The sequence below is a fragment of the Rhodoferax sp. genome (assembly GCF_030646845.1).
Lineage (GTDB): Bacteria > Pseudomonadota > Gammaproteobacteria > Burkholderiales > Burkholderiaceae_C > Rhodoferax.
The window spans coordinates 18283-40350 of sequence record NZ_JAUSLE010000028.1; the positions used below are offsets into that span (position 1 = coordinate 18283).

The following is a 22068-nucleotide window of genomic DNA, read 5'->3' on the forward strand; positions in this document are numbered from 1 at the left end:
TTTGATAGCTATTCAGGCAGACAACACGGGGGCTGGGTGCCGAATTTGCTCTGAGCTCAGGCAGCTTGCAGCGCGAAAGTCACTTTGGCGCCTGAGGCCGCGTGCGTTCGGCCCATCCGGCGTACCGGGGCGACGGACGGCACCATGGCCAGACTGAGGGACGAAGGCCGCAGCGCATAGATCAAGGCGCGGCGATGTTCGGTCGCCGTAAAGCTGTCCCCGGCGTCAAGGACGACATCGCGCGTGTCGCCATCCAGCGTGACCCACACACTGCCCTCGTGGCAGGCGATTTGGACCCCGGCGGCGTCGGACACGTTGAACATCGCCTGGTGGGCGAGGGACAGGTCAAACTGGTTGGAAGTGGTGTTCATGGCAGTCCTTTCATATTCGGTGTGAGAATGAATATACTGACCGACTCCTAATCTATCAAACGGTGAATTGGAATCTCTAGCATGCAGCCAAGGAATGCCAAATCTCCCGCCTCCGCGACTGTTGTGCGGGGCATCCGGCGCGCGGAACTGCCGCCGCTGAACCTGCTTTACAGCTTCGAGGCGGCGGCGCGCACACTGAGCTTCACCCATGCGGCCACCGAGTTGTTCCTGACGCAATCGGCCGTCAGCCGGCAGATCCAGCAGATCGAGAGCGGGCTCGGCACCGCGCTGTTCGAACGGCGCCACCGCGCGCTCGCGCTCACCGAAGCCGGCAAAGTCATGCAGCGCGCGGTCAACGATTGCCTGGAGCGCCTGCGCGATGCCACCGCCATCGTGCGCGCTGCCCAGGCACCACGGCAGGTAGCCATCACCACCACACCCGGTTTCGCCTCGCTGTGGCTGATTCCCCGGCTGGCCCGCTTCACTGCCAGCCATCCTTCGGTGGACGTGCGGATTTCCGCCACGATGGACCTGTTGGACTTGCAGCGCAGCGGCATTGATGTGTCGGTGCGCCTGAGCACCATCAGCCGGGGCGTTGGCACTGCCCTGTTTGAGGAGCAGGTGCTGCCCGTCTGCGCGCCGCAACTGCTGAAGAACCCCGCGCTCCCCTTGAAGAAGCCGGCCGACCTGGCCAGGCACACCCTGCTGGCCATCGACACGCCGCAGGGCCAGCCGCTGAACATCGACTGGGAGCCCTGGTTCAAGGTGATGGGGCTGCCGGAGTTGCGCATGAAGAACACCTTGCGGTTCACGCAATATTCCGATGTCGTGGCGGCGGCTGTGGCCGGGCAGGGCGTGGCGATTGGCCGCCTGCCGCTGCTTGACGCGATGCTGCGCGACGGCAGGCTGGTCGCGCCCTTCGGTAGCGCAGCATCTCATTTCGGCTATTTTGTGAACGTGGCGCCGCGCTCGGCCGGCAATGCCGACGCACAGGATTTCGTGCGCTGGCTGATGGCCGAGGCCGAACTGGCCAAGACACTGGAGCCCGGGAAAAGCAGATGAGTGATCAAACCCTCAACGGAGAACATCGATGCATCGCAGATTCTTTTTGACCGCCGTCGCCTGTCTCGCCCTCGCCGGGGTGGCCCAGGCGGCGCTGCCGGACGCGCAGCCCCAGCCGCGCTACACCGTGTCGGCCGAGCAATTGCAGCAGGCAGTGGCGCAGCGTTTTCCGAAGCGTTATCCGGTGGCCGGCCTGTTCGATCTGGCGGTGCAGGCGCCGCGCCTGCGTCTGCTGCCCGAACAGAACCGCGTGAGCGCCGAGATGGCGGTCGAGGCCACCGGCCCCGCGTTGGGGCGCAGCCAGACGGGCACGTTCGATGTGGACTTTGCGCTGCGTTACGAGGCCAGCGACCGCACGGTTCGCGCCTACCAGCTGCGCTTCAAGCACCTGCAATTCGCGGGCCTGCAGCCGGCAGTGTCCGAGCTGCTCAATGCCTACGGGCCGGCGCTGGCCGAGCAGTCCTTGCAGGAGGTGGTGTTGCACCAATTGCGCCCGCAGGACCTGGCCCTGGCCGATGGCATGGGGCTGCAGCCCGGCAGCATCACGGTGACGGACAAGGGCCTGGTGATTGGCTTTGTGGTGAAGCCGCTGTGACCGCGAGCGGCGGCTGAGGCCGGTCGTCTTTTGCTCCTGAATAGATAGCTGCTTGCGCTTATTTGACGCAGTCTACAAGCCAATTTGGCACTTCAGGGTGCTCGGTCTTCGGTGCCTAGCGGATTCACCTCAGCCGGCACCGGCGTAACGGGTTCAGGCGCGGACCCGGCAGGCGAACTGGCGGGGGCCGCTGGCGGCACGACATTCACCGGTTCGACAGGCACAGCCGGCAGATCAACCGGCGCGGGCAGGGGCTCGGACAAGAGCTCTGGCTCGGGCGCCTCGTCCGGGGCCGGCGGGGGCACCGGCCTGGGTTCGGCCGGGCGTCCAGGCTCTTCTGTGATCGTGCCCATGAGCTTGTTGGCCCAGTCGCGCAGGCGCCCCAGCAGCGGGCCGATCAGGCTCATGTCCTGCGGCTCGGCAAACCGTGCGCGGGCGTCGATGATGCGCGCGCGCAGGGCTTGCGCCGTGAAATCGCCCACGATGGGCAGCGCACTGTGCGCGCCCTGGCCCCAGTAGTTGCTGCGCAGCGTGACGCGGCCGTCGTTAAAGCCAACCCAGGCGCCAGTCACCAGCTGCGGATGCATCAGGATGAACCAGCCGTCGGCGTTGTCCTGCGTGGTGCCGGTTTTGCCAGCCACATCGGCCCGTATGCCGTAGCGGCTGCGAATGGCGGCGCCCGTGCCTTTGTCGACCACGCCGCGCATGGTGTCGAGCAGCGTGTAGTTGACGCGGGCCGACAGTGCGGCCTCAGGCGATGCGGGCCGGAACTCGGCCAGCACGTCGCCCGCGCGGTTTTCAATACGGGTGACCAGCATCGGCTCCAGGTAGGCGCCACCGTTGGCGATGGTGCCGTAGGCGCTGACCATCTCGAACAGGGTGACCGGGCTGGTGCCCAGTGCAAGCGACAGCACGGGGTCGAGCTTGCTTTGCCGCACCCCCATGGCGTAGGCCAGTTTGGCCACCCTGGCGGGGCCCACGGCCTGCATGAGCTGGGCGGTGATGGTGTTTTTTGAATACGCCAGGCCGTCGCGCAGGGTCATTGTGTTGCCGCTGGGCGGGGTGTCGTCGGTGGGGCGCCACACGTCCTTGCCCGACACGGTGATTTCCACCGCCTGGTCAACCAGGGTGTCATCGGGGCTGGCGCCTTTGTCAAACGCCGCGCCGTACACAAAGGGCTTGAAGGTGGAGCCGGGCTGGCGCCGCGCCTGCTGCACATGGTCAAACGGGTCCGCGGCGAAGTCACGGCTGCCCACCCAGGCGCGGACCTGGCCGCTGCGCGGGTCCAGCGCCAGGAAGCCGGCCTGGACCCGGGTTTTTTGCTCGCGCAAGCTGCGCATGAAGGCCGCGTCGGCCAGCAGCTTCTTCAAGGCCGCTTCTTCCGTCAACCCGGCGTCGCGGGTGGTTTTGAACTCGGGCGTTTCGCGCACCCAGTCCTGCACCAGCGCATTGCCGGCACCCCAGGCAGCGCGCGAACTCCAGGCGGCGTCGGCAATGCCCTGGAGTTGGCGGCCGTGGCGCGCCACAGCCTGGTTGGCCACGGTCTGCAAACGGGAGTCGATGGTGGTGCGCACCACGAGGCCATCGGTGTAGATGTTGTAGTCGTTGCTGTCAGCCCAGGTGATGAGCCATTTGCGCAAGTGCTGGGCGAAGTGGGGCGCCGGGCCCAGCGGCGCGGTCTGGCGCTCAAAATCGACGCGCAGCGGCCGTTTTTTCAGCGTCTCGTACCTGGCTGCATCGAGTTGCTGGCGCTTGACCATTTGCGCGAGCACGGTATTGCGTCGCTGCAGCGCGCGCTCGGGGTTGAGCACCGGGTTGTAGTAGCTGGTGCCCTTGAGCATGCCCACCAGCGTGGCGCTCTCCAACAGGTCGAGCTGGTCGGCCGATTTGTCGAAATAAGTGCGCGCCGCCATCTCGATGCCAAAGGCGTTGTAGAGAAAAGGCACGGTGTTGAGGTAGGTCTCCAGAATGTCGCGCTTGCTGTAGAGGGCCTCGATCTTCAGCGCCGTGATGGCTTCCTTGAGCTTGCGGTTGAGCGTGGGCGCGCGGCCAATTTCCTGCGGGTACAGGTTGCGCGCCAGCTGTTGCGTGAGGGTGGAGCCGCCTTGCCGGTCACCCGAGAAAGTGCTCACGGCCGCAGCGGCGGTGCGCCGCCAGTCCAGGCCGTGGTGCTGGTAGAAGCGGTGGTCTTCGGTGGCAATCAGGGCCGTGACGACCGCGGGGGCGATGTCGTCAAGCGGCACCCAGGCACGGTTGGCCCACTTGAATTCGGCCAGCAGCTTGCCGTCGGCCGAGAGCACCTGCGCCGGCTGCTCCTGCCTGGCCTTGCGGATATCGCTGATGCTGGGCGTGAACGGAATGAGCGCCAGCACATAGAGCAACAACAGCGCCGGCACGGCGGCCAGCGCCCAAGCGGCCTCGCGCCGGGTGGGGCGGCGCAAACGGCGAAGTTGGTCGGCAGCAAGGGTTTTGAGTTGGGAGAAATTCATCAAGCGCATGCTCTACAAGCCCTTTTCGACCATGTCCAGCAGCCGCTGCCCGATGCGCTGCATCTGGGGCCCGACGACGCTGGCCAAGGGGCCGTCGATGACCAGCATGGCCAGGCCATGCACGGCCGACCAGGCGAGAAACTCCGCGCCCGGGCGGCGTTCCGGCGGCATCACGCCGGCTTGCACCAATCGGTCCAGTGCGGCGCCCAGCAGTTCAAACGGATTCAGGCCGCCGGGGCCGGCCGTGGGCAGCTCGGGTGTGCCTTGCAGCAACTTGTCGGACGCAGCGAAGGCGGTGCGGAACAAGCCCGTCTCAGTCTGGGCAAAGCGCAGGTAGGCGGTGCCAACGGCACGCACGCTGGCGCGGGCAAAGTCGGCGGGGGGCAGGTCGGGCGACAGGGTGGCGAGTTCGTCCTCCATGGCCCTGGCCACGGCCGACAGGGCGGCGGCACGCACCGCCTGCAGCAGGGCCTGCCGGCTGGCAAAGTGCCGGTAGGCCGCGTTGGGTGCCACGCCGGCGCGCCGGGTGGCTTCGCGCAGCACCACGGCGTCAGGGCCACCGCGGCGGGCCAGCTCAATGCCGGCCTCCAGCAAGGTGCGCCGCAGGTCGCCGTGGCGGTAAGTGCTGCGCGGGGACGGGGCAATTGTTGATATGGCAGTCATGGTATTGGCAAATGTGGACAGCGTCCATTATCTTTGCTATTCTTTTGTGGACGGTGTACACAAGTAGCGCGGTTCAAGCTGTAAAGGAGCTGCCATGACAACCCAGATCTTCGTCAACCTGCCCGTCAAAGACCTCGCCCGATCGACCGAGTTCTTCACCCGGCTCGGCTACAGGTTCGACCCCCGGTTCACCGACGAAAAAGCCGCCTGCATGATCGTGAGCGACGATATTTACGTGATGCTGCTGCTCGAAAAGTTCTTTCAGACCTTCACCACCAAGCCCATTGCCGACGCCACCCAAAGCACCGAGGTCCTGATGGCCCTGTCCTGCGAAAGTCGTGCCAAAGTGGACGAACAGGTGCGCAAGGCGCTGGCCGCCGGTGGCACATCCCCCAGAGCACCGCAGGACCATGGCTTCATGTACGGGCACGGCTTTGACGACCTGGATGGGCACATCTGGGAACTGTTCTACATGGAGCCCAGTGCCGTCAAGGATTGATATTGCCGCTTTACAGCGCGCCCATGGGCAGCCATAGTTCGTCGCCCACCACCCGCAGAATCTCTATCCCAACCGCAAAGGAGAACCACCATGAGCACTGTCAAACCGACCCCTGAGGGCTTCCATGCCATCACGCCCTATCTTGCCGTCAAGGGTGCGAAGGCCGCCATTCAGTTCTATCAGCAGGCCTTTGGCGCGAAAGAGGTTGGGCGCATTTCGATGCCCGGTGGCGCCGTGGGGCATGCCGAATTGCAGATCGGGGACTCCCGGATCATGCTGGCGGAGGAGATGCCCGACTGGGGCAACAAAAGCCCGACGACCCTGGGTGGATCGCCTGTTGGCATAGCCTTGTATGTCGTCGATGTGGATGCCACTTACCAGCGTGCGCTGGACGCTGGTGCGAAGGCGATCGAGGCCGTGAAAGACCAGTTTTATGGCGATCGTGCGGGCTCCTTGCTGGATCCGTTCGGGCACAAGTGGCACATCCTGACGCACATTGAAGATCTGTCATTCGAAGAGATGCAGACACGTTGCGACGCGATGTTTTCCGCCAGCAAATGATTGCCTGGCTTTCAATCATGCACCTACTGAAAAAGGAGATCCCATGAGAGTCGAGCCCTATCTGTTTTTCAACGGCCGCTGCGACGAGGCCCTGGATTTTTACAAGGAAGCGCTGGGTGCCGAAGTCACCATGCTGATGCGCATGAACGAGGGTCCCGAACCGCATCCGCCGGACTCCGGGCAAAAGATCATGCATGCCACCCTGCGCATTGGCGAGACCAGTGTCATGCTCTCGGATGGCAACAGCGCCACGCCCGCCAGTTTCCAGGGGTTCTCGCTCTCGATCGGGGTTTCCGACGAAGCCCAGGCCGAGCGGATTTTTGCCGCCCTGGGCCAGGGCGGCCAGGTCCAGATGCCGCTGGGAAAAACCTTTTTCTCGCCCTGTTTTGGCATGGTCGCAGACCGATTTGGCGTGGGCTGGATGATCATCGTGGCGCCCTGAGGCATCCGATCGAAGCCCGCCAGGCGCTGAATGCAGGGCGGTGTGCAATGGGGTAATCTCGACGACACCCCTCGAAAGTACCGCCATGCCCGACACTTCCCGCCATCCCATCCTCCAGATCAAGCCGCTCGGCTTCCCGTGGGAGACCATCGACCCGTTTCTGTTTTGCGTGTATCACGACGACGCCTACCCGCAGGGCAATGCGCAACTGGGGCCGGGTGCCTCGCTGGCTGGCCGCGACATGGGGCAGGACTTCAGCCGCAAGGACGGCTGGAGCATGTACCACGGCGCAGAAGTGCCGGGCTTTCCCTCGCACCCGCATCGCGGATTTGAGACGGTGACCATCGTGCGCAAGGGGCTGATCGACCATTCGGATTCGCTGGGCGCAGCGGCACGATTTGGCGGCGGTGATGTGCAGTGGCTGACCGCGGGCAAGGGGGTGGTCCATTCGGAGATGTTTCCGCTGCTGAAAACCGACGCACCGAACCCGCTGGAGCTGTTCCAGATCTGGCTCAACCTGCCCGCATCGTCCAAGATGTCGGCGCCGCACTTCACCATGTTCTGGTCCGAGCAGATTCCGCGTCAGCTGGTCACGGATGCACTGGGCCGCAGAACCGAGGTGACGGTGATTGCGGGCCAGCTGCAGGGCGTGAACGTCAACGCGGCGGGGGCGCCGGTGAGCGGACCGTTGGCGCCGCCGCCCGACTCGTGGGCGGCGCAGTCAGACGCCGACGTGGCGATCTGGACGATTCGCATGGCGCCCGGCGCCAGCTGGACGCTGCCGGCGGCCAAGGGTCAAGGCACGCGGCGTCAGTTGTATTTTTTCAAAGGCAGTGCGGTGTCCGTCGCCGGGCAGGGCGTGAGCCAGCATGCCGCCATTGAACTGCGGGGTGATGCAAGGCTTGAATTGAAAAACGACGATCAGGGTGCAGAAGCCGAGTTTCTGCTCTTGCAGGGGCGCCCGATTGCCGAGCCCGTGGCGCAATACGGGCCATTTGTCATGAACACCGAGGCCGAGATTTCGCAAGCCATTGCCGACTACCAGCGCACGCAATTTGGCGGCTGGCCCTGGCCCGACAGCGGGCCGGTGCACGGGCGTGACCCGGCGCGCTTTGCGCGGCACCCCGACGGGCGGGAGGAAAAACCGGCTGCGGTCGCCGCTCGATCCTGAAACGGGAACTCCGGTCAGCGGAGCTGCGGCCCGGTGTCCACCACGGAGGCGGTGGAGACAACCCGCAGGTCGCTGTTGAAGATCACCGTGAATATTTTCTTGTCCGATTCATTGGGGCCGTCGATATAGCGCCAGTCGTAATGCCAGGTCTTCTGGAGCTCAAACGGGGTGATCTTCATGGGCTTCCCCAGCATCCTTCGCACCTCTTCCATTGCCATTCCAGGCTGGATTTTGGCAAAATTTTCCGGCGTCAACACCTGTCGCAATGCGCTCATCTTGCCGTCCGTGCCGATGGTGATCATGTAGTTTTTCGCGCCTTCGGGCTGGCGGTTGTACTCGAAGATCCTGGCGCCGTTGGCACCCTCCCATATCTTCTCCGGCTCACCGAATTTCATCCGCACATCGCCCTCCGTGGCAACGCCTTCTTCCAGTTCGGCGATGCGCTGAACATCGCAAGCCGACAGGCCAATCATCAGGAAAAACAAGGACGAGATGACGCGGAATCTTCGAATGACCGGCCCGAAAGCGGTGGAAAACATGTTCAAGATGAGCCCCTCCAAAAAGTTGACGATAACTGAAGAAACTGGCCGCGTCTATCGCTGCGGTACGCCAAGTCTGCACCAGAATGCAGGGCAAGAAAAAAGGCTCCTGCCAGTGATTGGCAGAAGCCTTGCTGCGGTCCCGTCCCGTCGACCGCGGGACTGACGGCGGGTCGAATTACCTGGCGACGACGCGCACCATTTCCAGGCACTTGTTGGAGTAACCCCATTCGTTGTCGTACCAGGCGACGACCTTCACGAAAGTGCCGTCGAGCGCGATGCTGGCGTCGGCATCAAAGACGCTGGTGCAGGTCTCGCCACGGAAGTCGGTCGCCACCACTTTGTCTTCGGTGTAGCCCAGCACGCCTTTGAGAGCGCCTTCGCTCTGCGCTTTCATCTCGGCGCAGATGTCCTTGAGCGTGGCTTCCTTGTTCAGCTCCACGGTCAAGTCAACCACCGACACGTCACTGGTGGGCACGCGGAACGACATGCCGGTGAGCTTCTTGTTCAGCTCGGGAATCACCACGCCGACTGCCTTGGCCGCACCCGTGCTGGACGGGATGATGTTTTCCAGAATGCCGCGGCCGCCGCGCCAGTCTTTGTTGCTGGGGCCGTCCACCGTCTTTTGCGTGGCGGTGGCGGCGTGCACGGTCGTCATCAGGCCGCGCTTGATGCCCCATTTGTCATGGAGCACCTTGGCGACGGGCGCCAGGCAGTTGGTGGTGCAGCTAGCGTTGGAGATGATGGCCTGGCCCGCGTAGGTTTTGTCGTTGACGCCGAACACGAACATCGGCGTGTCGTCTTTGGACGGTGCCGAGAAAATGACCTTCTTGGCACCGGCGGCCAGGTGTTTCTCGCCAGAAGCCTTGTCCAGAAAGAGGCCGGTCGCTTCGATGACGATGTCGGCACCGACTTCGTTCCATTTGAGGTTGGCGGGGTCACGCTCTTGCGTCAGGCGGATCTTCTTGCCGTTGACGATCAGGGTGTTGCCATCGACCTTGACGTCACCCTTGAAGCGGCCGTGCACCGAGTCGTATTGCAGCATGTAGGCCAGGTAGTCAGGCTCCAGCAGGTCGTTGATGCCAACGACTTCAATGTCGCTGAAGTTCTGCAGAGCCGAGCGCAACACGTTGCGTCCGATGCGGCCAAAGCCGTTGATACCAATCTTGATCGTCATGCTTTTCTCCAATAGTTAAAACCAGAAACCTGAGCCACCCCATGCGGGGCAATTACTTGCGCAAAACCTTTTCCACGGTGTCCGCCACATTCTCGGGCGTAAAGCCGAAGAGCTTGAACAGCACCGGTGCTGGAGCCGACTCACCATAGGTGTCGATACCGACCACGGCCGCACAGCCGTATTTCCACCAGCCATCCGTCACACCCATTTCGACGGCGATGCGGGGTACGCCGGCCGGCAACACGCTGGTCTTGTAGGCCTCGCTTTGCTTGTCAAACGTGGTGTTGCTCGGCATCGACACCACGCGCACGGCTATTCTGCGGGTCGCCAGCAGTTCCTGCGCCTTCAGCGCCAGCTGCACCTCGGAGCCGGTGGCGATGATGACGGCCTGGGTCTTTTTCCGCAGGCCCACTTCGCTCGGCTCGGCCAGCACGTAAGCACCCTTGCTGATGTCGCCCAAACCGCCCTTGGGCGCGTAGTTGATGTTCTGGCGGCTCAAGAGCAGCGCGGTCGGCTTGCTCTTGTTTTGCAGGGCCACAGCCCAGGCCACGGCGGTCTCGGCCGTATCACCCGGACGCCACACGTCCAGATTCGGAATCAGGCGCAAGGATGCGGCGTGCTCGATTGACTGGTGCGTCGGGCCGTCTTCGCCCAGACCGATCGCGTCGTGCGTGAACACATGCACTACGCGCAGCTTCATCAGCGCGGCCATGCGGATGGCATTGCGGCTGTAGTCGCTGAAGGTCAGGAAGGTGCCGCCGTAAGGGATGAAGCCACCGTGCAGCGCAATGCCGTTCATGATGGCCGCCATGCCGAACTCGCGCACACCGTAGTTGATGTGACGCCCGCCGTTGCCCACACCGGTGAGCGAATCGAAACGAAGACTGGGTGTGCTCTTGGTGTTGGTGAGGTTGGAGCCGGTGAGGTCCGCCGAACCGCCCAGCAGTTCCGGCAGGGCGGCGGTGAATGATTCCAGCGCCAGTTGCGAGGCCTTGCGCGAAGCCACCGTCTCCGCCTTGGTGTGGGCGGCCACGGCCGTGTCCACCGCCACCTGGTTAAAGTTCCTGGGCAACTCGCCTTTCATGCGGCGCACCAGCTCTTTGGCGAGGTCCGGGTAGGCCGCTTTGTAGGCAGCAAACTTGTCGTTCCAGGCGGCTTCAGCGGCGTTGCCTGCGGCCTTGGCATCCCACGCGGCGTACACGTCTTTTGGAATGACGAACGGCTTGGAGGGCCAGCCCAGCGATGCGCGGGTGAGCGCAATTTCTTCCGCACCCAGCGGTTCGCCGTGGGCCTTGGCGGTGTTGGCGCGGTTCGGGCTGCCGTGACCAATCGCCGTTTTGCAGATGATCAGTGTCGGGCGGTCGGTGGACTGCTTGGCTTCTGCAATGGTGCTGGCCACCAGCTCGGCGTTGTGGCCGTCGATGGGACCCAGCACGTTCCAGCCGCAGGCCACGAAACGCAGCGAGGTCTGGTCGATGAACCAGGGGGCCACTGCGCCGTCAATCGAGATGCCGTTGTCGTCGTACAGGGCAACCAGTTTGTTGAGCTTCCACGCGCCCGCCAGCGCCACCGCCTCATGGCTGATGCCTTCCATCAGGCAGCCGTCGCCCATGAACGAAAACGTGTGGTGGTTGACGACCTCGTGACCATCGCGGTTGAACTCTTTGGCCAGCAGTTTCTCCGCCAGCGCCATGCCTACGGCGTTGGTGATGCCCTGGCCCAGCGGGCCGGTGGTGGTTTCCACGCCGGGTGTCACGCCTACTTCAGGGTGACCCGCGGTTTTGCTGTGCAGCTGGCGGAAGTTCTTCAACTCGCTCATCGGCAGCTTGTAGCCGGTGAGGTGCAACACCGCGTACAGCAGCATGGACGCATGCCCGTTGGAGAGCACGAAACGGTCGCGGTCGAACCAGTGCGGGTTGGCGGGGTTGTGCTTGAGGTGCTGGCTCCACAAAGCGACGGCCATATCGGCCATGCCCATGGGCGCACCGGGGTGACCCGAGTTGGCTTGCTGCACGGCATCCATCGCCAGAGCGCGGATCGCATTGGCCATGTCGGCGCGGTTTGCGCTGCTTGTTTGTTCTGTATCAGCCATCTGTACCAACTCCGGGAAAGTTCTGGGGGGTGTTAGGGGAAACCCGGCATTTTACCGGTCGCGGCCAAGCCGCCGATTTGTTCGGTCTGCAAACCGGTGCGCGACCTGCAATGCGTATAGTCTCACCCATGCAAGGACTCCACCTGACCGCCGATCTTCACCAATGCCGTTGTGACCTGCGATGGCTGGCCGACGCCGCCCTGCTGGGTGAGCGTTGCCTGCAGGCTGTGGCCGCTGCCGGCCTGCAGGCCGTGGCGCAAGTGTTTCACGCCTTCCCCGCCACCGAGCATGGTCCCGGCGGCGTCACCGCCACCGTGCTGCTGGCCGAGTCGCACCTGTGCGTGCACACCTGGCCCGAGCAACACGCCGTGACCCTAGATGTTTATGTCTGCAACTTTGGTGGCGACCACTCAGCGAAAGCGCACGCATTGATGGCGGCGCTGATGACGCTGTTCGAGCCGGGGCACGTGGAGCGACACAGCCTGCTGCGCGGAGCGGTTGCCGCATGACGCCGACCAAAGCCATGATCCTGGCCGCCGGGCGTGGCGAGCGCATGCGGCCACTCACCGACACCACCCCCAAACCGCTGTTACCGGTGCAGGGCAAGCCCCTAATGCAGTGGCCGCTGGAAGCGCTGGCGCGTGGCGGCTTCGCCAGTGTGGTGGTGAACACGGCCTGGCTGGGGCAACAGATTGCACAAACGTTTGGCGATCATTTCACGCTGCAGCCCCCGTCAAATAAGCTTAACCAGCTATCAAATTCGGAGCAACTGCACATTGCCTATTCGCACGAGGGGCAGGACTTCGGTGGCGCGCTGGAGACTGCGGGCGGCATCGTGCGCGCGCTGCCACTGCTGGGCGATGTGTTCTGGGTGCTGGCTGGCGACGTGTTTGCGCCCGACTTTGTGTTCAGCCAGGACGCCGTGGACCGTTTCGCCGCCAGTGACCAACTGGCCCATATCTGGCTGGTGCCCAACCCGGCACACAACCTCCGGGGCGATTTTGGCTTGAGCAGCGCGGGCCTGGCACTCAACCAGGCCGACGTGAAATACACCTACTCCACCATTGGCCTGTACCGCAGCCAGCTGTTTGCGCCGCCCTGGTGCGACATCCCTGCGGGCAACGCGCAGGGCGTCAAAGCCCCACTCGCGCCGCTGTTGCGCGCGGCGATGGACAATGGCCTGGTCAGCGCTGAACTCTACCGCGGCGCCTGGACCGACGTGGGCACGCCCGAGCGGCTGCAATCACTGAATCAGGTCCCTGCAACCGGACCGAACAACCCTGACTGATCTGGCCCCCATCCGTGCCAACTGGAGCTAACCCATGAACCCCGCTACCACCACCGCCCTCTACGCCCAACGCCGTGCCCGACTGGCCGGACTGATCGGGGCCAAGGGCATCGCCATCCTGCCCACCGCGCCCGAGCAACAGCGCAACCGCGACGGTGATTTCCTGTACCGGCACGACAGCTATTTTTACTACCTGAGCGGCTTCACCGAACCCAAGGCCTGGCTGGTGATCACCGGCGACGGCAAGACCACCCTGTTTTGCCAGCCCAAAGACCTGGAGCGGGAAATCTGGGACGGCTACCGCCTGGGGCCCGATGCAGCGCCCGCCCAGCTGGGTGTGGATGCCGCCTTTTCCATCGCCGAACTGGATGCCCGGATGCCCGCGCTGCTGGACGGGCGCGATGCGGTCTGGTACCCATTTGCCACCCACAAAAGGCTGGAGACCCGCATGGACGACTGGCTGGGCAGCGTGCGGGCACGGGTACGTTTTGGTGCCCTTTGCCCGGAGCAGCAGCGCGACCTGTGCGGCCCGCTGGACGAAATGCGCCTGATCAAGGACGTGCATGAGCAAGCGGTGATGCGGCGCGCGGCGCAGATCAGTGCCGGGGCCCACATCCGCGCCATGCAGCTCAGCGCCCGCATGCTGCGCGAAGGCAACGAGGTGCGTGAATACCACCTGGACGCCGAGCTGCTGCACGAGTTTCGCCGCCATGGCTCGCAGTACCCGGCCTATGGCTCCATCGTGGCGGCCGGCGCCAATGCCTGCGTGCTGCACTACCGCGCCGACACGGCCCCGGTGCGCGATGGCGAGCTGGTGCTGATCGACGCCGGCTGCGAGCTGGATGGCTATGCGTCCGACATCACGCGCACCTTCCCGGCTAACGGCAAATTCACCGGGCCGCAGCGCGCGCTGTACGAACTGGTGCTGGCCTCACAAGAGGCGGCCGTGGCCGCCACCCGCGCCGGCGCCCGCTTTACCGACCCGCACGACGCCAGCGTCAAGGTGCTGGCGCAGGGCATGCTGGACCTGAGCCTGCTGGACAGGAACAAGGTAGGTACGCTGGAGGACGTGATCGAGAAACGAGCCTACTTCCAGTTCTACATGCACCGCACCGGCCACTGGCTGGGCATGGACGTGCACGACTGTGGCGGCTACGTGGAGCCGTCGGAGATCGGCCGGGTCAGCGAACGCAAGGACCCGCTGAGCGGTGAAGTCATCCGGGACCGGCCCAGCCGCATCCTGAGGGCCGGCATGGTGCTGACCATCGAGCCCGGCATCTATGTGCGGCCGGCCGATGGGGTGCCGGAGCAGTTCCACGACATCGGCATTCGCATTGAAGACGATGCCATCGTCACCGAGACCGGCTGTGAACTGATCAGCCGCGGCGTGCCGGTGGAGGCCGATGCGATTGAGGCGCTGATGCGGGGGTGAGTGGCGGGGATCAGCTGGCGATGCGCCTGGCGATGAAACGGGCCAGCCAGTCGGGCGTCAGGCTCGTCAGACGGTAAAGCCAGATCGCCTGCAAGCCGACGGGCCAATGGACCTTGCCATACGACCCCTTGAAATCGGCGGCCTTCCAGATCACCCTGGCGACGTCCTCGGCGGTCAGTCGCACGCCGAGACGATCAGCGCTTCGGGCATTCAAGTCCTTGACCATTCCCGTGCGCACATACAGCGGCATGATGTCCATGACCCGAATGTCATCCTTTTGCCATTCGACGTTCAAGCCTTCGGTCAGGCCCCGCACCGCAAATTTGGTGCTTGAATAGGTTGCCAGCGACGCCTGGCCATAGACCGCTGCCGTTGAAGACAGGTTGATGACGCGCGCCCTGGGTGTCGAACTCAGGTAAGGCTTGGCATGAAAACAGCCATTCAGCATCCCCTTGAGGTTGACGTCGACCAGGGCGTGATGCCGGGACAGCGCGTTGGACTCAAAGGGACCCGAGATCAGAATGCCGGCGTTGTTCACCAGCACGTCGAGACGACCACAAAGACTGTGGAATTTCTTGAGGGCCAGATGCCAGTCATCGGAACTGGTGACATCCAGGTGGAGGGGTGTTGCACTTTGCGCGCCCAGCTCCTGCGACAGGGTCAGGAGCGCAGCCTGATCGATGTCAGCCAGGCCCACGAACCAGCCACGCTGCGCGAACAGGCGTGCGGTCGCGCGACCGATCCCGGTGGCCGCGCCTGTGATGAGTATGCAGGATCTAGTGTCCATGGGAATTGCCGCCACGAGGTGAATGGGGAGGTGGGGATGCAACGCGCGCACGCGCAAAACGGGCCAGCGTCTGCAGCGCCCGAACGGCAGAGCGAAGGTAGAAGGACTGGAGATGAAAAACATGCCACCGCGCGCGGTGGATTTCGATCCTGCAATCAACCCCGCATTGCGCCGCGTGGTCGGCAAGCCGGGTGGCATCCGAGAGAAGTATCTCCCGGTCACCAACTTGAATCAGCATCGGAGGCAGGCCGCCCAGTTGGGTCTTCAGCGGTGAGTGTGCTGGTACCCCCGGCGGACACTGGTACCAGTGCAAACCCTGCGCCAGCCAGCCACGGCGGACCATCGGATCCGCGTCTGCGTTTTCCGTCAGACTTGCGCCGCTCAACGTGGGGTCGGTGACCGGCGAAATCAGCATCAGTCCCGCCGGCATGGCTTCTCCCCGGTCCCGCAGGCTGATCGCCAGGGCCAGGGCCAGGGCGCCGCCGGCTGAGTCGCCTGCCAGCACGATGCCGCCAGGGGCATGCCCCTGGCTCAGCAACGCGCGGTAGGCGGCCGTCACGTCGTCCAGTGCAGCCGGATAGGGGTGCTCTGGCGCCAGCCGGTAGTCGGGTACCCAGACCGACATGCCGCTTTCATACGCCAGGTGTGAGGTGATGCTGCGATGCGTGTTGGGCCCTCCCAGGCAGAACGCGCCACCGTGAAGGTACAGCACTGCACCCTCCGCCTTGCCGGCGCGCGGCACGACCACTTCGACCGGCACGCCGGACACCACGGTCTGGGAGCGAACAACTCCACGGCGGCCCGGCATCAGCACCGAAAGAATGGCGGTCCAGCGGCGCTGGCCGGTCGGCCCGACCGGCGGACCGATGAAGGTCCGAAAAGCAACACGGAGAAAGCCGCGCAGAAAAGCAGCGTTGGCCGCTTCAAGCAAGCCACCCGGTTCGGCGATTTCAACCGCGGCGGCCTTGCCCGCCGCGACATTTTCAGTGTGCGTGAAACGATAAGCAGCCAGGCTTCCCCGTTGCGTGAGCCAGCGGTAGGAGAGCGTGAAGCCCGGCCAGTTGTTGCTGTTGTGCCCCCGTGCATCGACGTACCAGCTCTGGCAGCCATTCCACACCGTATCCGCCAGGCGACGCTGAACCCGGGCATTGAATCGGGTGTAGGGAAGGGTCTGCACTTCGATGGCATTGGCATGGCTGGCGCGCATCGCCTGCAAGCAGCGCATCACATGCGCAATCTGGCTCTCGAGCATGTAGACGATGGAGTTGTGGCCAAGGTTGGTGTTCGGACCGTAGAGCATGAAGAAGTTCGGGAACCCCGGCACCGTGAGTCCGAGATAGGCTTGGGCTCCCTGGCTCCACGCAGCGTTGAGTTCCTGGCCGCCACGCCCCTTGATGCGCATGGGCGCCAGAAACTCGGTCGCGGTAAAACCCGTTCCATAGATGATGGCGTCGACTGCATGATGCCGGCCGTCGACGGTTTCAATGCCCTCAGGGGTGATCCGCTGGATGCCTTCAGTCAGCAATTCCACATGGGGCTGGGCGAAGGTGGCCAGGTAGTCGCTGGACAGGAGGATGCGTTTGCAGCCGATGGGATAGTCGGGCACCATCCTGGCGCGCAGCGCTGCGTCCTTGACTTGCCTGTCCAGCAGCCGGCGAAAGGGCCAGCCGGCAGCGATCTTCATCAGCCCCTTGAATCTGGTGAAGGCCAGGGCCCGCGATTCATAGCGCACATAAAGGCTCAGGCGAAGCAGCTTCATGAGCCACGGCGCAAAGCTGAACAGCGTTTTCTCCAGATCCGAATAGGCGCGATCGGGCCTTGGAAGAATATAGGCAGGCGAACGCTGAAACACCTTGAGCTGGGCGACCCGGCCCGCAATGGCAGGAACAAACTGGATGGCCGATGCCCCTGTGCCGACGACCGCGACCCGCTTGCCCTCCAGCGCGTAGCCGTGATCCCAGGCGGCCGAGTGAAACGAATGCCCCTTGAAATCCTCCATGCCTTGCAGGCGCGGATAGGCGGGGCGGCTCAGTTGGCCGGTAGCGGTGATCAGCAGATTTGCCGCCAGGCTCGACCCGTCCGTCAGCGTGACCGTCCAGAGGGCGCTTTTTTCGTCGTACTCTGCCTCGCTGACTTCAGCGCCGAAACGGATGTGGCGCAACAAATCGTACTTGCGGGCGCAATGCCTGAGGTAGTCAAGGATCTCACTCTGCGGCGAAAAAATCCGTGACCAGCGCGGGTTGGGCTCGAAAGAAAATGAATAGAGTTGGGACGGCACGTCGCAGGCCGCGCCGGGATAACTGTTGTCGCGCCACACGCCACCCACGTCCGCCGTCTTTTCAAGGATGACAAAGTCAGTAATGCCCTGCTTGCGCAGGGCCACAGCCATGCCCAGACCGGCAAATCCAGTGCCGACAATGATGGCGCTGAGCCCGGCGCGGCTGTCTGGGCTTCGGGTCACATCGGGGTCAGGCATCTGTAGTTTCCTCGGCAATCAGGGTGGTCGGCGCATCCGGCCGCTTTGCAAGGGCGCAATTGTTCTGTGGGCACGGGTATTCGCCAATGCTTTCAAAGGACAGTCCCATTAGACTTTGGGCCAATTCGTGCCAACCAAGGGTATCTCCTTATGCGTGTCTGGGATTTCATGCGCAGTCCTGCGAGTGTCCGCCTGCTCGTGGATTTCGGGCTGGATCTCGGACTCCCGCCCGGCGAATTGCTCAAAGGCAGCGATGTGGCGCAGTCGCAGCTGGAGGACCCGAATGCCGAGCTGTCGGCCGCCCAGGAGTTACGTGTCATCGGCAATCTGCTGCGGCTGTCAGGCAAGCCCGGCAGGCTGGGGCTGGAAGTCGGGCTCAGATACAACTTGTCGGTCTATGGCTTGTGGGGCTACGGGCTGATCAGCAGCGCGACATTGGGCGACGCCATGAGCCACGCCCTGCGTTTCATCCCGCTGACTTTCGCGTTCACGTCGATCTCGTACCACATCGAGGATCAGCTGGCCGTACTGGATTTTGACGAGCCCGATCTCGATGACGAAGCCAGAAGGTTCGTGCTCGACCGCGACATGGCTGCGGCCACCGTGCTTTTCAGAGAACTGGCGGGGGCGGAATTTTCCATCCAGCGCGTGAACCTGCGCGAAACGGCCGAGGCAAGGCGCGAGAACAGCGATGGTCTGGTGCGCGCCTTCGGCATCGAACCGACCTGCGGCGCCCGGTCCAACAGTCTGGCATTCGACGTGAAGCTGTTGAACCGGCCTCTGCCCCAGGCCAATACGATCACCGCCACCATGTGTGAACAGATGTGCCGCGACCTGCTGGAGCGCAGGCGGGCACGGCAAGGTAGCGCCGCGATTGTCAGGCAATACCTCGCCATACGCGGCGATCGCCCGGCCGATCTTGCCAGCATGGCCCGCCTGATGAACACCAGCGGGCGCACCCTGAAACGCAGACTGAAAGAGGAAGGCACTTCTTTCAGAGCGCTGCTGATGCAGTCGCAAAGCAGCAGCGCCGCTGAGCTGCTGCAGGACGGCACCCTGAGCGTTACCGAGATCGCAAGCCGTTTGGGGTTCAGCGATGCCTCCAGTTTTTCCCAGACCTTCAAACGCTGGTTTGGCGTGGCGCCAAACAATTACCGCAAGGCGCAGGCCGAAGGTGTGCCGGCAGAGGTGGACGCGATTGAGGGGTGATGACGCGGGCGCCGGACAGCGTGACAACTTTGCAGGACCAAAGACGCTTCCCGATGTAAAGTGCAGCATGGCTTTAACGGTTCGCGCCAGGCATTCTGTGAAAACCAGAATCACACTCACCATGCTGGTTATCTTCCTGGTGGGATTGTGGTCGCTGTCCTACTACGCCACCCAGATGTTGCACAAGGACATGGAGCGCTTGCTCGGTGAGCAGCAGTTTTCGACGGCCTCCCATGTCGCGGCGGAAATCAATCGCGAACTGGACGACCGGCTGGGAGCGCTCAAGACAATTGCCGAAGCGGGTGGTCCGGCCATGCTGCTCAATGGAGCGACTTTGCAGATGCTTCTGAGAGAGCGCCCGCTTCTCCACGGGCTGTTCAACGGGGGCGTCGTCGCCTGCCGGCTGGACGGCACCGCCATCGCGGAGGTTCCGCTCTCGGCAGGACGGGTTGGTGTCAATGACATGGACATCGATACCGTCGCCGCCGCGCTCAAGGAGGGCAAATCCACGGTGGGCCGGCCGGTCATGGGCAAGAAGCTGCTGGCGCCCGTTTTTTACATGACGGTGCCCATGCGCGATGCGCAGGGCAGCGTCATCGGCGCCTTGTCGGGGGTGACCAACCTGAGCCAGCCGAGCTTTCTTGAAAGACTGACGGAAAATCGCTACGGCAAGAGCGGCGGCTATCTGCTGATCGCGCCGCAGCACCGGCAGATCATCACCGCCACCGACAGGAACCGCAGCATGGAGATGTACCCCGCTGCCGGCATCATTGCGCTGCTCGACCGTATCATTGACGGCTATGAGGGTTCTGGTGTTGCCGTCAACCCCCACGGCACGGAAGTGCTGGTCTCGGCCAAGGGCATTCCGGCGGCCGGCTGGATCCTGTCGGCCACACTACCGACCGCGGAAGCCTTTGCCCCGATTCGCGCCATGGAGCAGCGCATGCTGCTGGCAACGCTCATCCTGACCCTGCTGGCGAGTGGTCTGACCTGGTGGATGGTCGGTCGCCAACTGGCACCGATGCTGGTTGCCGCAAAGACGCTGGCCAACATGTCGGATATCAACCAGCCCGCAAAGCCCCTGGTCGTCGAGCGGCAGGATGAAATCGGCCAGCTGATTGGTGGCTTCAATCGCCTGCTTGAAACGCTGGGGCAACGGACGTCTTTGCTCAAGCAGATTCTTGACACCTCCAGCGTGGCCATCTTTCTGGTCGATCCGCAGGGACGCATCACGCAAGCCAACCAGCGCATGGCAGAGATGTTTGGATACCCTCTGGATGCCCTGGAAGGGATTGAATACGTGGCCCTGGTCCACCCGTCGGAACGCGAGGTCGGGCGCCAGAAGATGCTGGCCCTGCTGGCCAGCACCATTGGGTCGGTGGATGTCGAGCGCCGGTACTGGCGCGCCGACCACACCGAGTTCTGGGGGCACCTGACGGGCCAGCGTTTCACCGATGCCAACGGTGTGAAACGTGGCCTCGTCGGTGTCATCGCCGACATCACCACACGCCGGCAAGCCGAGGAGGCGCTGCGCATCGCCGCCACCGCCTTCGAGTCGCAGGAAGGCATATTGGTGACCGATATCACACGGGTGATCCTGCGCGTCAATCACGCCTTCACCGCGATCACCGGCTACACCGCCGACGAAGCCGTGGGCCAGAACCCGCGCCTGCTTAGCTCGGGCCGCCATGACGCCGGTTTTTTTGCCGCCATGACGCACAGCCTGGAGCACGGCGGAACATGGCACGGTGAGATCTGGAACCGGCGCAAAAATGGCGAGGTCTACCCGCAATGGCTCACCATCACCGCCGTGAAAGACGAGGCCGGGCGGGCAACGCACTACGTCGGCATCTTCACCGACATCACCGCACGCAAGATGGCCGAGGACGAGATCGAAAGCCTGGCCTTCTTTGATCCGCTCACCCGGATGCCCAACCGCCGGCTCCTGATGGACCGCCTGGAGCAGGCACTGGCCGCCGGCGCCCGTCGCCAACGTAAAGGCGCGCTGCTCTTTGTCGATCTGGACAACTTCAAAACCCTCAACGACACGCTCGGTCATGACACGGGTGACCTGTTGCTGGAACAGGTCGCCCGCCGTCTGGCCGCCTGCGTGCGCGAAGGCGACACCGTGGCCCGTCTGGGCGGTGACGAATTCGTGGTGCTGCTGGAGGATCTGAGCGAGAACGCGATGGAGGCCGCCACCCAGGCCGAAGCCGTGGGCGAGAAGATTCTCACCGAGCTGAGCCAGAGCTACCGGCTCGCCAGCCAGGAACATCACAGCACCGCCAGCATCGGCATCACCCTGTTCGGTGAACAGCAGGAAGGCATCGATGAGCCCTTGAAGCGGGCCGATCTGGCCATGTACCAGGCCAAGGCCGCCGGTCGCAATACCGTGCGCTTCTTCGACCCGCAAATGCAGGCGGTCGTCACGGCGCGTGCAGAACTCGAAACGGGTTTGCGTGAGGCCGTTGCAAAAAACCAGTTCCTGCTGCACTACCAGGCCCAGGTGACGGGCGAACACCGGGTCACGGGCGCGGAAGCGCTGGTGCGCTGGCAGCATCCCCAGCGCGGCATGGTGTCGCCGGCCGAGTTCATCCCGCTGGCCGAGGACACCGGGCTGATCCTGCCTTTGGGCCGTTGGGTGCTGGAGAGCGCCTGCACCCAGCTGGCGCTGTGGGCCACCCGGGCAGACATGGCCCATCTCACGGTCGCGGTGAATGTCAGCCCCCGCCAGTTTCACCAGCGTGATTTTGTCGAGGAGGTGCTGGCGACGCTTGAGCGCACCGGCGCCAACCCGCACCGGCTCAAGCTGGAGCTGACCGAGAGCCTGCTGGTGTCCAACATCGAGGACGTCATCGGCAAGATGCACGCACTGAAGGGAAAAGGCGTGGGCTTCTCGCTGGACGACTTCGGCACAGGCTATTCATCGCTCTCCTACCTGAAGCGGCTGCCGCTGGACCAGCTCAAGATCGACCAGGGCTTTGTCAGGGACATCCTGATCGATCCCAACGATGCGGCCATTGCCAGGATGGTTGTCGCGCTGGCCAACAGTCTGGGACTGGCCGTCATCGCGGAAGGTGTGGAGACAGCGGCTCAGCGGGACTTCCTCGCCGGCCAGGGCTGCCATGCCTACCAGGGCTATCTGTTCAGCCGCCCGCTGCCGCTGGACGAGTTCGAGGCCTTTGCGCGCCGGGCGTGAGCCGCGTTCAGCACGC

The 22068-nt window shown here is 63.8% G+C and carries 19 protein-coding genes; 11 read left to right on the forward strand and 8 right to left on the reverse strand.

The window, feature by feature from the left end; translation table 11 throughout:
- Positions 1 to 56: 56 nt before the first annotated feature.
- On the reverse strand, positions 57 to 371 hold the full coding sequence (locus Q7T10_RS07350; RefSeq protein ID WP_304747215.1) for a DUF2917 domain-containing protein: 315 nt from the start codon (positions 369 to 371) through the stop codon (positions 57 to 59).
- Positions 372 to 452: 81 nt separating this feature from the next.
- Between Q7T10_RS07350 and Q7T10_RS07355 the strand changes: the two genes are divergently transcribed.
- Positions 453 to 1433 carry a LysR substrate-binding domain-containing protein gene (locus Q7T10_RS07355; RefSeq protein ID WP_304747217.1) on the forward strand — a complete coding sequence of 327 codons (981 nt, stop codon included), beginning with the start codon at positions 453 to 455 and terminating at the stop codon, positions 1431 to 1433.
- Positions 1434 to 1461: 28 nt separating this feature from the next.
- Entirely contained in the window at positions 1462 to 2028 is a 567-nt protein-coding gene (locus Q7T10_RS07360; protein ID WP_304747218.1) for a DUF1439 domain-containing protein, read from the forward strand.
- Between the two features lie 92 nt (positions 2029 to 2120).
- Here Q7T10_RS07360 and Q7T10_RS07365 read toward each other — a convergent pair whose 3' ends face one another.
- Together Q7T10_RS07365 and Q7T10_RS07370 are read right to left on the reverse strand one after the other, a co-directional pair.
- The gene (locus Q7T10_RS07365; protein WP_304747219.1) at positions 2121 to 4517 is read right to left on the reverse strand and encodes a penicillin-binding protein 1A; all 2397 of its coding nucleotides are present in this window, start codon (positions 4515 to 4517) and stop codon (positions 2121 to 2123) included.
- A gap of 12 nt (positions 4518 to 4529) precedes the next feature.
- Positions 4530 to 5180 carry a TetR/AcrR family transcriptional regulator gene (locus Q7T10_RS07370; RefSeq protein ID WP_304747220.1) on the reverse strand — a complete coding sequence of 217 codons (651 nt, stop codon included), beginning with the start codon at positions 5178 to 5180 and terminating at the stop codon, positions 4530 to 4532.
- A 94-nt stretch (positions 5181 to 5274) separates the two neighbouring features.
- Here Q7T10_RS07370 and Q7T10_RS07375 point away from each other — a divergent pair, with 94 nt between their 5' ends.
- The 4 genes from Q7T10_RS07375 (at position 5275) to Q7T10_RS07390 (ending at position 7853) form a co-directional block, all read left to right on the forward strand.
- Positions 5275 to 5679, forward strand: a complete 405-nt coding sequence (locus Q7T10_RS07375; protein ID WP_304747221.1) for a VOC family protein — start codon at positions 5275 to 5277, stop codon at positions 5677 to 5679.
- Positions 5680 to 5769: 90 nt separating this feature from the next.
- The gene (locus tag Q7T10_RS07380; protein WP_304747222.1) at positions 5770 to 6240 is read left to right on the forward strand and encodes a VOC family protein; all 471 of its coding nucleotides are present in this window, start codon (positions 5770 to 5772) and stop codon (positions 6238 to 6240) included.
- A gap of 43 nt (positions 6241 to 6283) precedes the next feature.
- The gene (locus Q7T10_RS07385) at positions 6284 to 6682 is read left to right on the forward strand and encodes a VOC family protein (protein WP_304747223.1); all 399 of its coding nucleotides are present in this window, start codon (positions 6284 to 6286) and stop codon (positions 6680 to 6682) included.
- Positions 6683 to 6767: 85 nt separating this feature from the next.
- Positions 6768 to 7853 (forward strand): pirin family protein, encoded by a 1086-nt coding sequence (locus Q7T10_RS07390; protein ID WP_304747224.1) that lies wholly within the window; start codon positions 6768 to 6770, stop codon positions 7851 to 7853.
- Between the two features lie 14 nt (positions 7854 to 7867).
- Here the strand turns inward: Q7T10_RS07390 and Q7T10_RS07395 are convergent, their stop codons facing one another.
- The 3 genes from Q7T10_RS07395 to tkt form a co-directional block, all read right to left on the reverse strand.
- The gene (locus Q7T10_RS07395; RefSeq protein ID WP_370653744.1) at positions 7868 to 8392 is read right to left on the reverse strand and encodes an outer membrane protein assembly factor BamE; all 525 of its coding nucleotides are present in this window, start codon (positions 8390 to 8392) and stop codon (positions 7868 to 7870) included.
- Between the two features lie 178 nt (positions 8393 to 8570).
- On the reverse strand, positions 8571 to 9569 hold the full coding sequence (gap, locus tag Q7T10_RS07400; RefSeq protein WP_304747226.1) for a type I glyceraldehyde-3-phosphate dehydrogenase: 999 nt from the start codon (positions 9567 to 9569) through the stop codon (positions 8571 to 8573).
- A gap of 52 nt (positions 9570 to 9621) precedes the next feature.
- Entirely contained in the window at positions 9622 to 11661 is a 2040-nt protein-coding gene (gene tkt, locus Q7T10_RS07405; protein ID WP_304747228.1) for a transketolase, read from the reverse strand.
- Between the two features lie 128 nt (positions 11662 to 11789).
- Here tkt and speD point away from each other — a divergent pair, with 128 nt between their 5' ends.
- The 3 genes from speD to Q7T10_RS07420 are packed head-to-tail and all read left to right on the forward strand — an operon-like array spanning position 11790 to position 14381.
- The gene (speD, locus tag Q7T10_RS07410; RefSeq protein WP_304747230.1) at positions 11790 to 12170 is read left to right on the forward strand and encodes an adenosylmethionine decarboxylase; all 381 of its coding nucleotides are present in this window, start codon (positions 11790 to 11792) and stop codon (positions 12168 to 12170) included.
- Between the two features lie 14 nt (positions 12171 to 12184).
- Positions 12185 to 12949 carry a nucleotidyltransferase family protein gene (locus Q7T10_RS07415; protein WP_304747325.1) on the forward strand — a complete coding sequence of 255 codons (765 nt, stop codon included), beginning with the start codon at positions 12185 to 12187 and terminating at the stop codon, positions 12947 to 12949.
- A gap of 34 nt (positions 12950 to 12983) precedes the next feature.
- Positions 12984 to 14381: an aminopeptidase P N-terminal domain-containing protein gene (locus Q7T10_RS07420; protein WP_304747231.1), complete on the forward strand. Its 1398-nt coding sequence runs from the start codon at positions 12984 to 12986 to the stop codon at positions 14379 to 14381.
- Positions 14382 to 14391: 10 nt separating this feature from the next.
- On the opposite strand, the gene Q7T10_RS07425 is transcribed toward Q7T10_RS07420, so the two are convergent.
- Together Q7T10_RS07425 and Q7T10_RS07430 are read right to left on the reverse strand one after the other, a co-directional pair.
- Entirely contained in the window at positions 14392 to 15168 is a 777-nt protein-coding gene (locus Q7T10_RS07425; RefSeq protein WP_304747233.1) for an SDR family oxidoreductase, read from the reverse strand.
- Positions 15158 to 17644, reverse strand: coding sequence for an alpha/beta hydrolase fold domain-containing protein (locus tag Q7T10_RS07430; RefSeq protein WP_304747234.1), 2487 nt, complete (start codon positions 17642 to 17644; stop codon positions 15158 to 15160). Before Q7T10_RS07430 ends, Q7T10_RS07425 begins: the two co-directional genes overlap by 11 nt.
- 150 nt (positions 17645 to 17794) lie before the next feature.
- On the opposite strand from Q7T10_RS07430, the gene Q7T10_RS07435 reads away from it, so the two are divergent.
- Both Q7T10_RS07435 and Q7T10_RS07440 read left to right on the forward strand, forming a co-directional pair.
- Positions 17795 to 18853, forward strand: coding sequence for an AraC family transcriptional regulator (locus Q7T10_RS07435; protein ID WP_304747235.1), 1059 nt, complete (start codon positions 17795 to 17797; stop codon positions 18851 to 18853).
- A gap of 67 nt (positions 18854 to 18920) precedes the next feature.
- Complete coding sequence (locus Q7T10_RS07440) at positions 18921 to 22052, forward strand: EAL domain-containing protein (protein WP_304747237.1); 3132 nt, start codon at positions 18921 to 18923, stop codon at positions 22050 to 22052.
- The last annotated feature ends 16 nt before the right edge of the window (positions 22053 to 22068 follow it).

What these genes read in the sequence shown, in the direction of transcription:
- Q7T10_RS07350 (WP_304747215.1), bottom strand. Translation starts at nt 371, where the DNA reads ATGAACACCACTTCCAACCAGTTTGACCTGTCCCTCGCCCACCAGGCG.
- Q7T10_RS07355 (WP_304747217.1), top strand. Translation starts at nt 453, where the DNA reads ATGCAGCCAAGGAATGCCAAATCTCCCGCCTCCGCGACTGTTGTGCGG.
- Q7T10_RS07360 (WP_304747218.1), top strand. Translation starts at nt 1,462, where the DNA reads ATGCATCGCAGATTCTTTTTGACCGCCGTCGCCTGTCTCGCCCTCGCC.
- Q7T10_RS07365 (WP_304747219.1), bottom strand. Translation starts at nt 4,517, where the DNA reads ATGAATTTCTCCCAACTCAAAACCCTTGCTGCCGACCAACTTCGCCGT.
- Q7T10_RS07370 (WP_304747220.1), bottom strand. Translation starts at nt 5,180, where the DNA reads ATGACTGCCATATCAACAATTGCCCCGTCCCCGCGCAGCACTTACCGC.
- Q7T10_RS07375 (WP_304747221.1), top strand. Translation starts at nt 5,275, where the DNA reads ATGACAACCCAGATCTTCGTCAACCTGCCCGTCAAAGACCTCGCCCGA.
- Q7T10_RS07380 (WP_304747222.1), top strand. Translation starts at nt 5,770, where the DNA reads ATGAGCACTGTCAAACCGACCCCTGAGGGCTTCCATGCCATCACGCCC.
- Q7T10_RS07385 (WP_304747223.1), top strand. Translation starts at nt 6,284, where the DNA reads ATGAGAGTCGAGCCCTATCTGTTTTTCAACGGCCGCTGCGACGAGGCC.
- Q7T10_RS07390 (WP_304747224.1), top strand. Translation starts at nt 6,768, where the DNA reads ATGCCCGACACTTCCCGCCATCCCATCCTCCAGATCAAGCCGCTCGGC.
- Q7T10_RS07395 (WP_370653744.1), bottom strand. Translation starts at nt 8,392, where the DNA reads ATGTTTTCCACCGCTTTCGGGCCGGTCATTCGAAGATTCCGCGTCATC.
- gap (WP_304747226.1), bottom strand. Translation starts at nt 9,569, where the DNA reads ATGACGATCAAGATTGGTATCAACGGCTTTGGCCGCATCGGACGCAAC.
- tkt (WP_304747228.1), bottom strand. Translation starts at nt 11,661, where the DNA reads ATGGCTGATACAGAACAAACAAGCAGCGCAAACCGCGCCGACATGGCC.
- speD (WP_304747230.1), top strand. Translation starts at nt 11,790, where the DNA reads ATGCAAGGACTCCACCTGACCGCCGATCTTCACCAATGCCGTTGTGAC.
- Q7T10_RS07415 (WP_304747325.1), top strand. Translation starts at nt 12,185, where the DNA reads ATGATCCTGGCCGCCGGGCGTGGCGAGCGCATGCGGCCACTCACCGAC.
- Q7T10_RS07420 (WP_304747231.1), top strand. Translation starts at nt 12,984, where the DNA reads ATGAACCCCGCTACCACCACCGCCCTCTACGCCCAACGCCGTGCCCGA.
- Q7T10_RS07425 (WP_304747233.1), bottom strand. Translation starts at nt 15,168, where the DNA reads ATGGACACTAGATCCTGCATACTCATCACAGGCGCGGCCACCGGGATC.
- Q7T10_RS07430 (WP_304747234.1), bottom strand. Translation starts at nt 17,644, where the DNA reads ATGCCTGACCCCGATGTGACCCGAAGCCCAGACAGCCGCGCCGGGCTC.
- Q7T10_RS07435 (WP_304747235.1), top strand. Translation starts at nt 17,795, where the DNA reads ATGCGTGTCTGGGATTTCATGCGCAGTCCTGCGAGTGTCCGCCTGCTC.
- Q7T10_RS07440 (WP_304747237.1), top strand. Translation starts at nt 18,921, where the DNA reads ATGGCTTTAACGGTTCGCGCCAGGCATTCTGTGAAAACCAGAATCACA.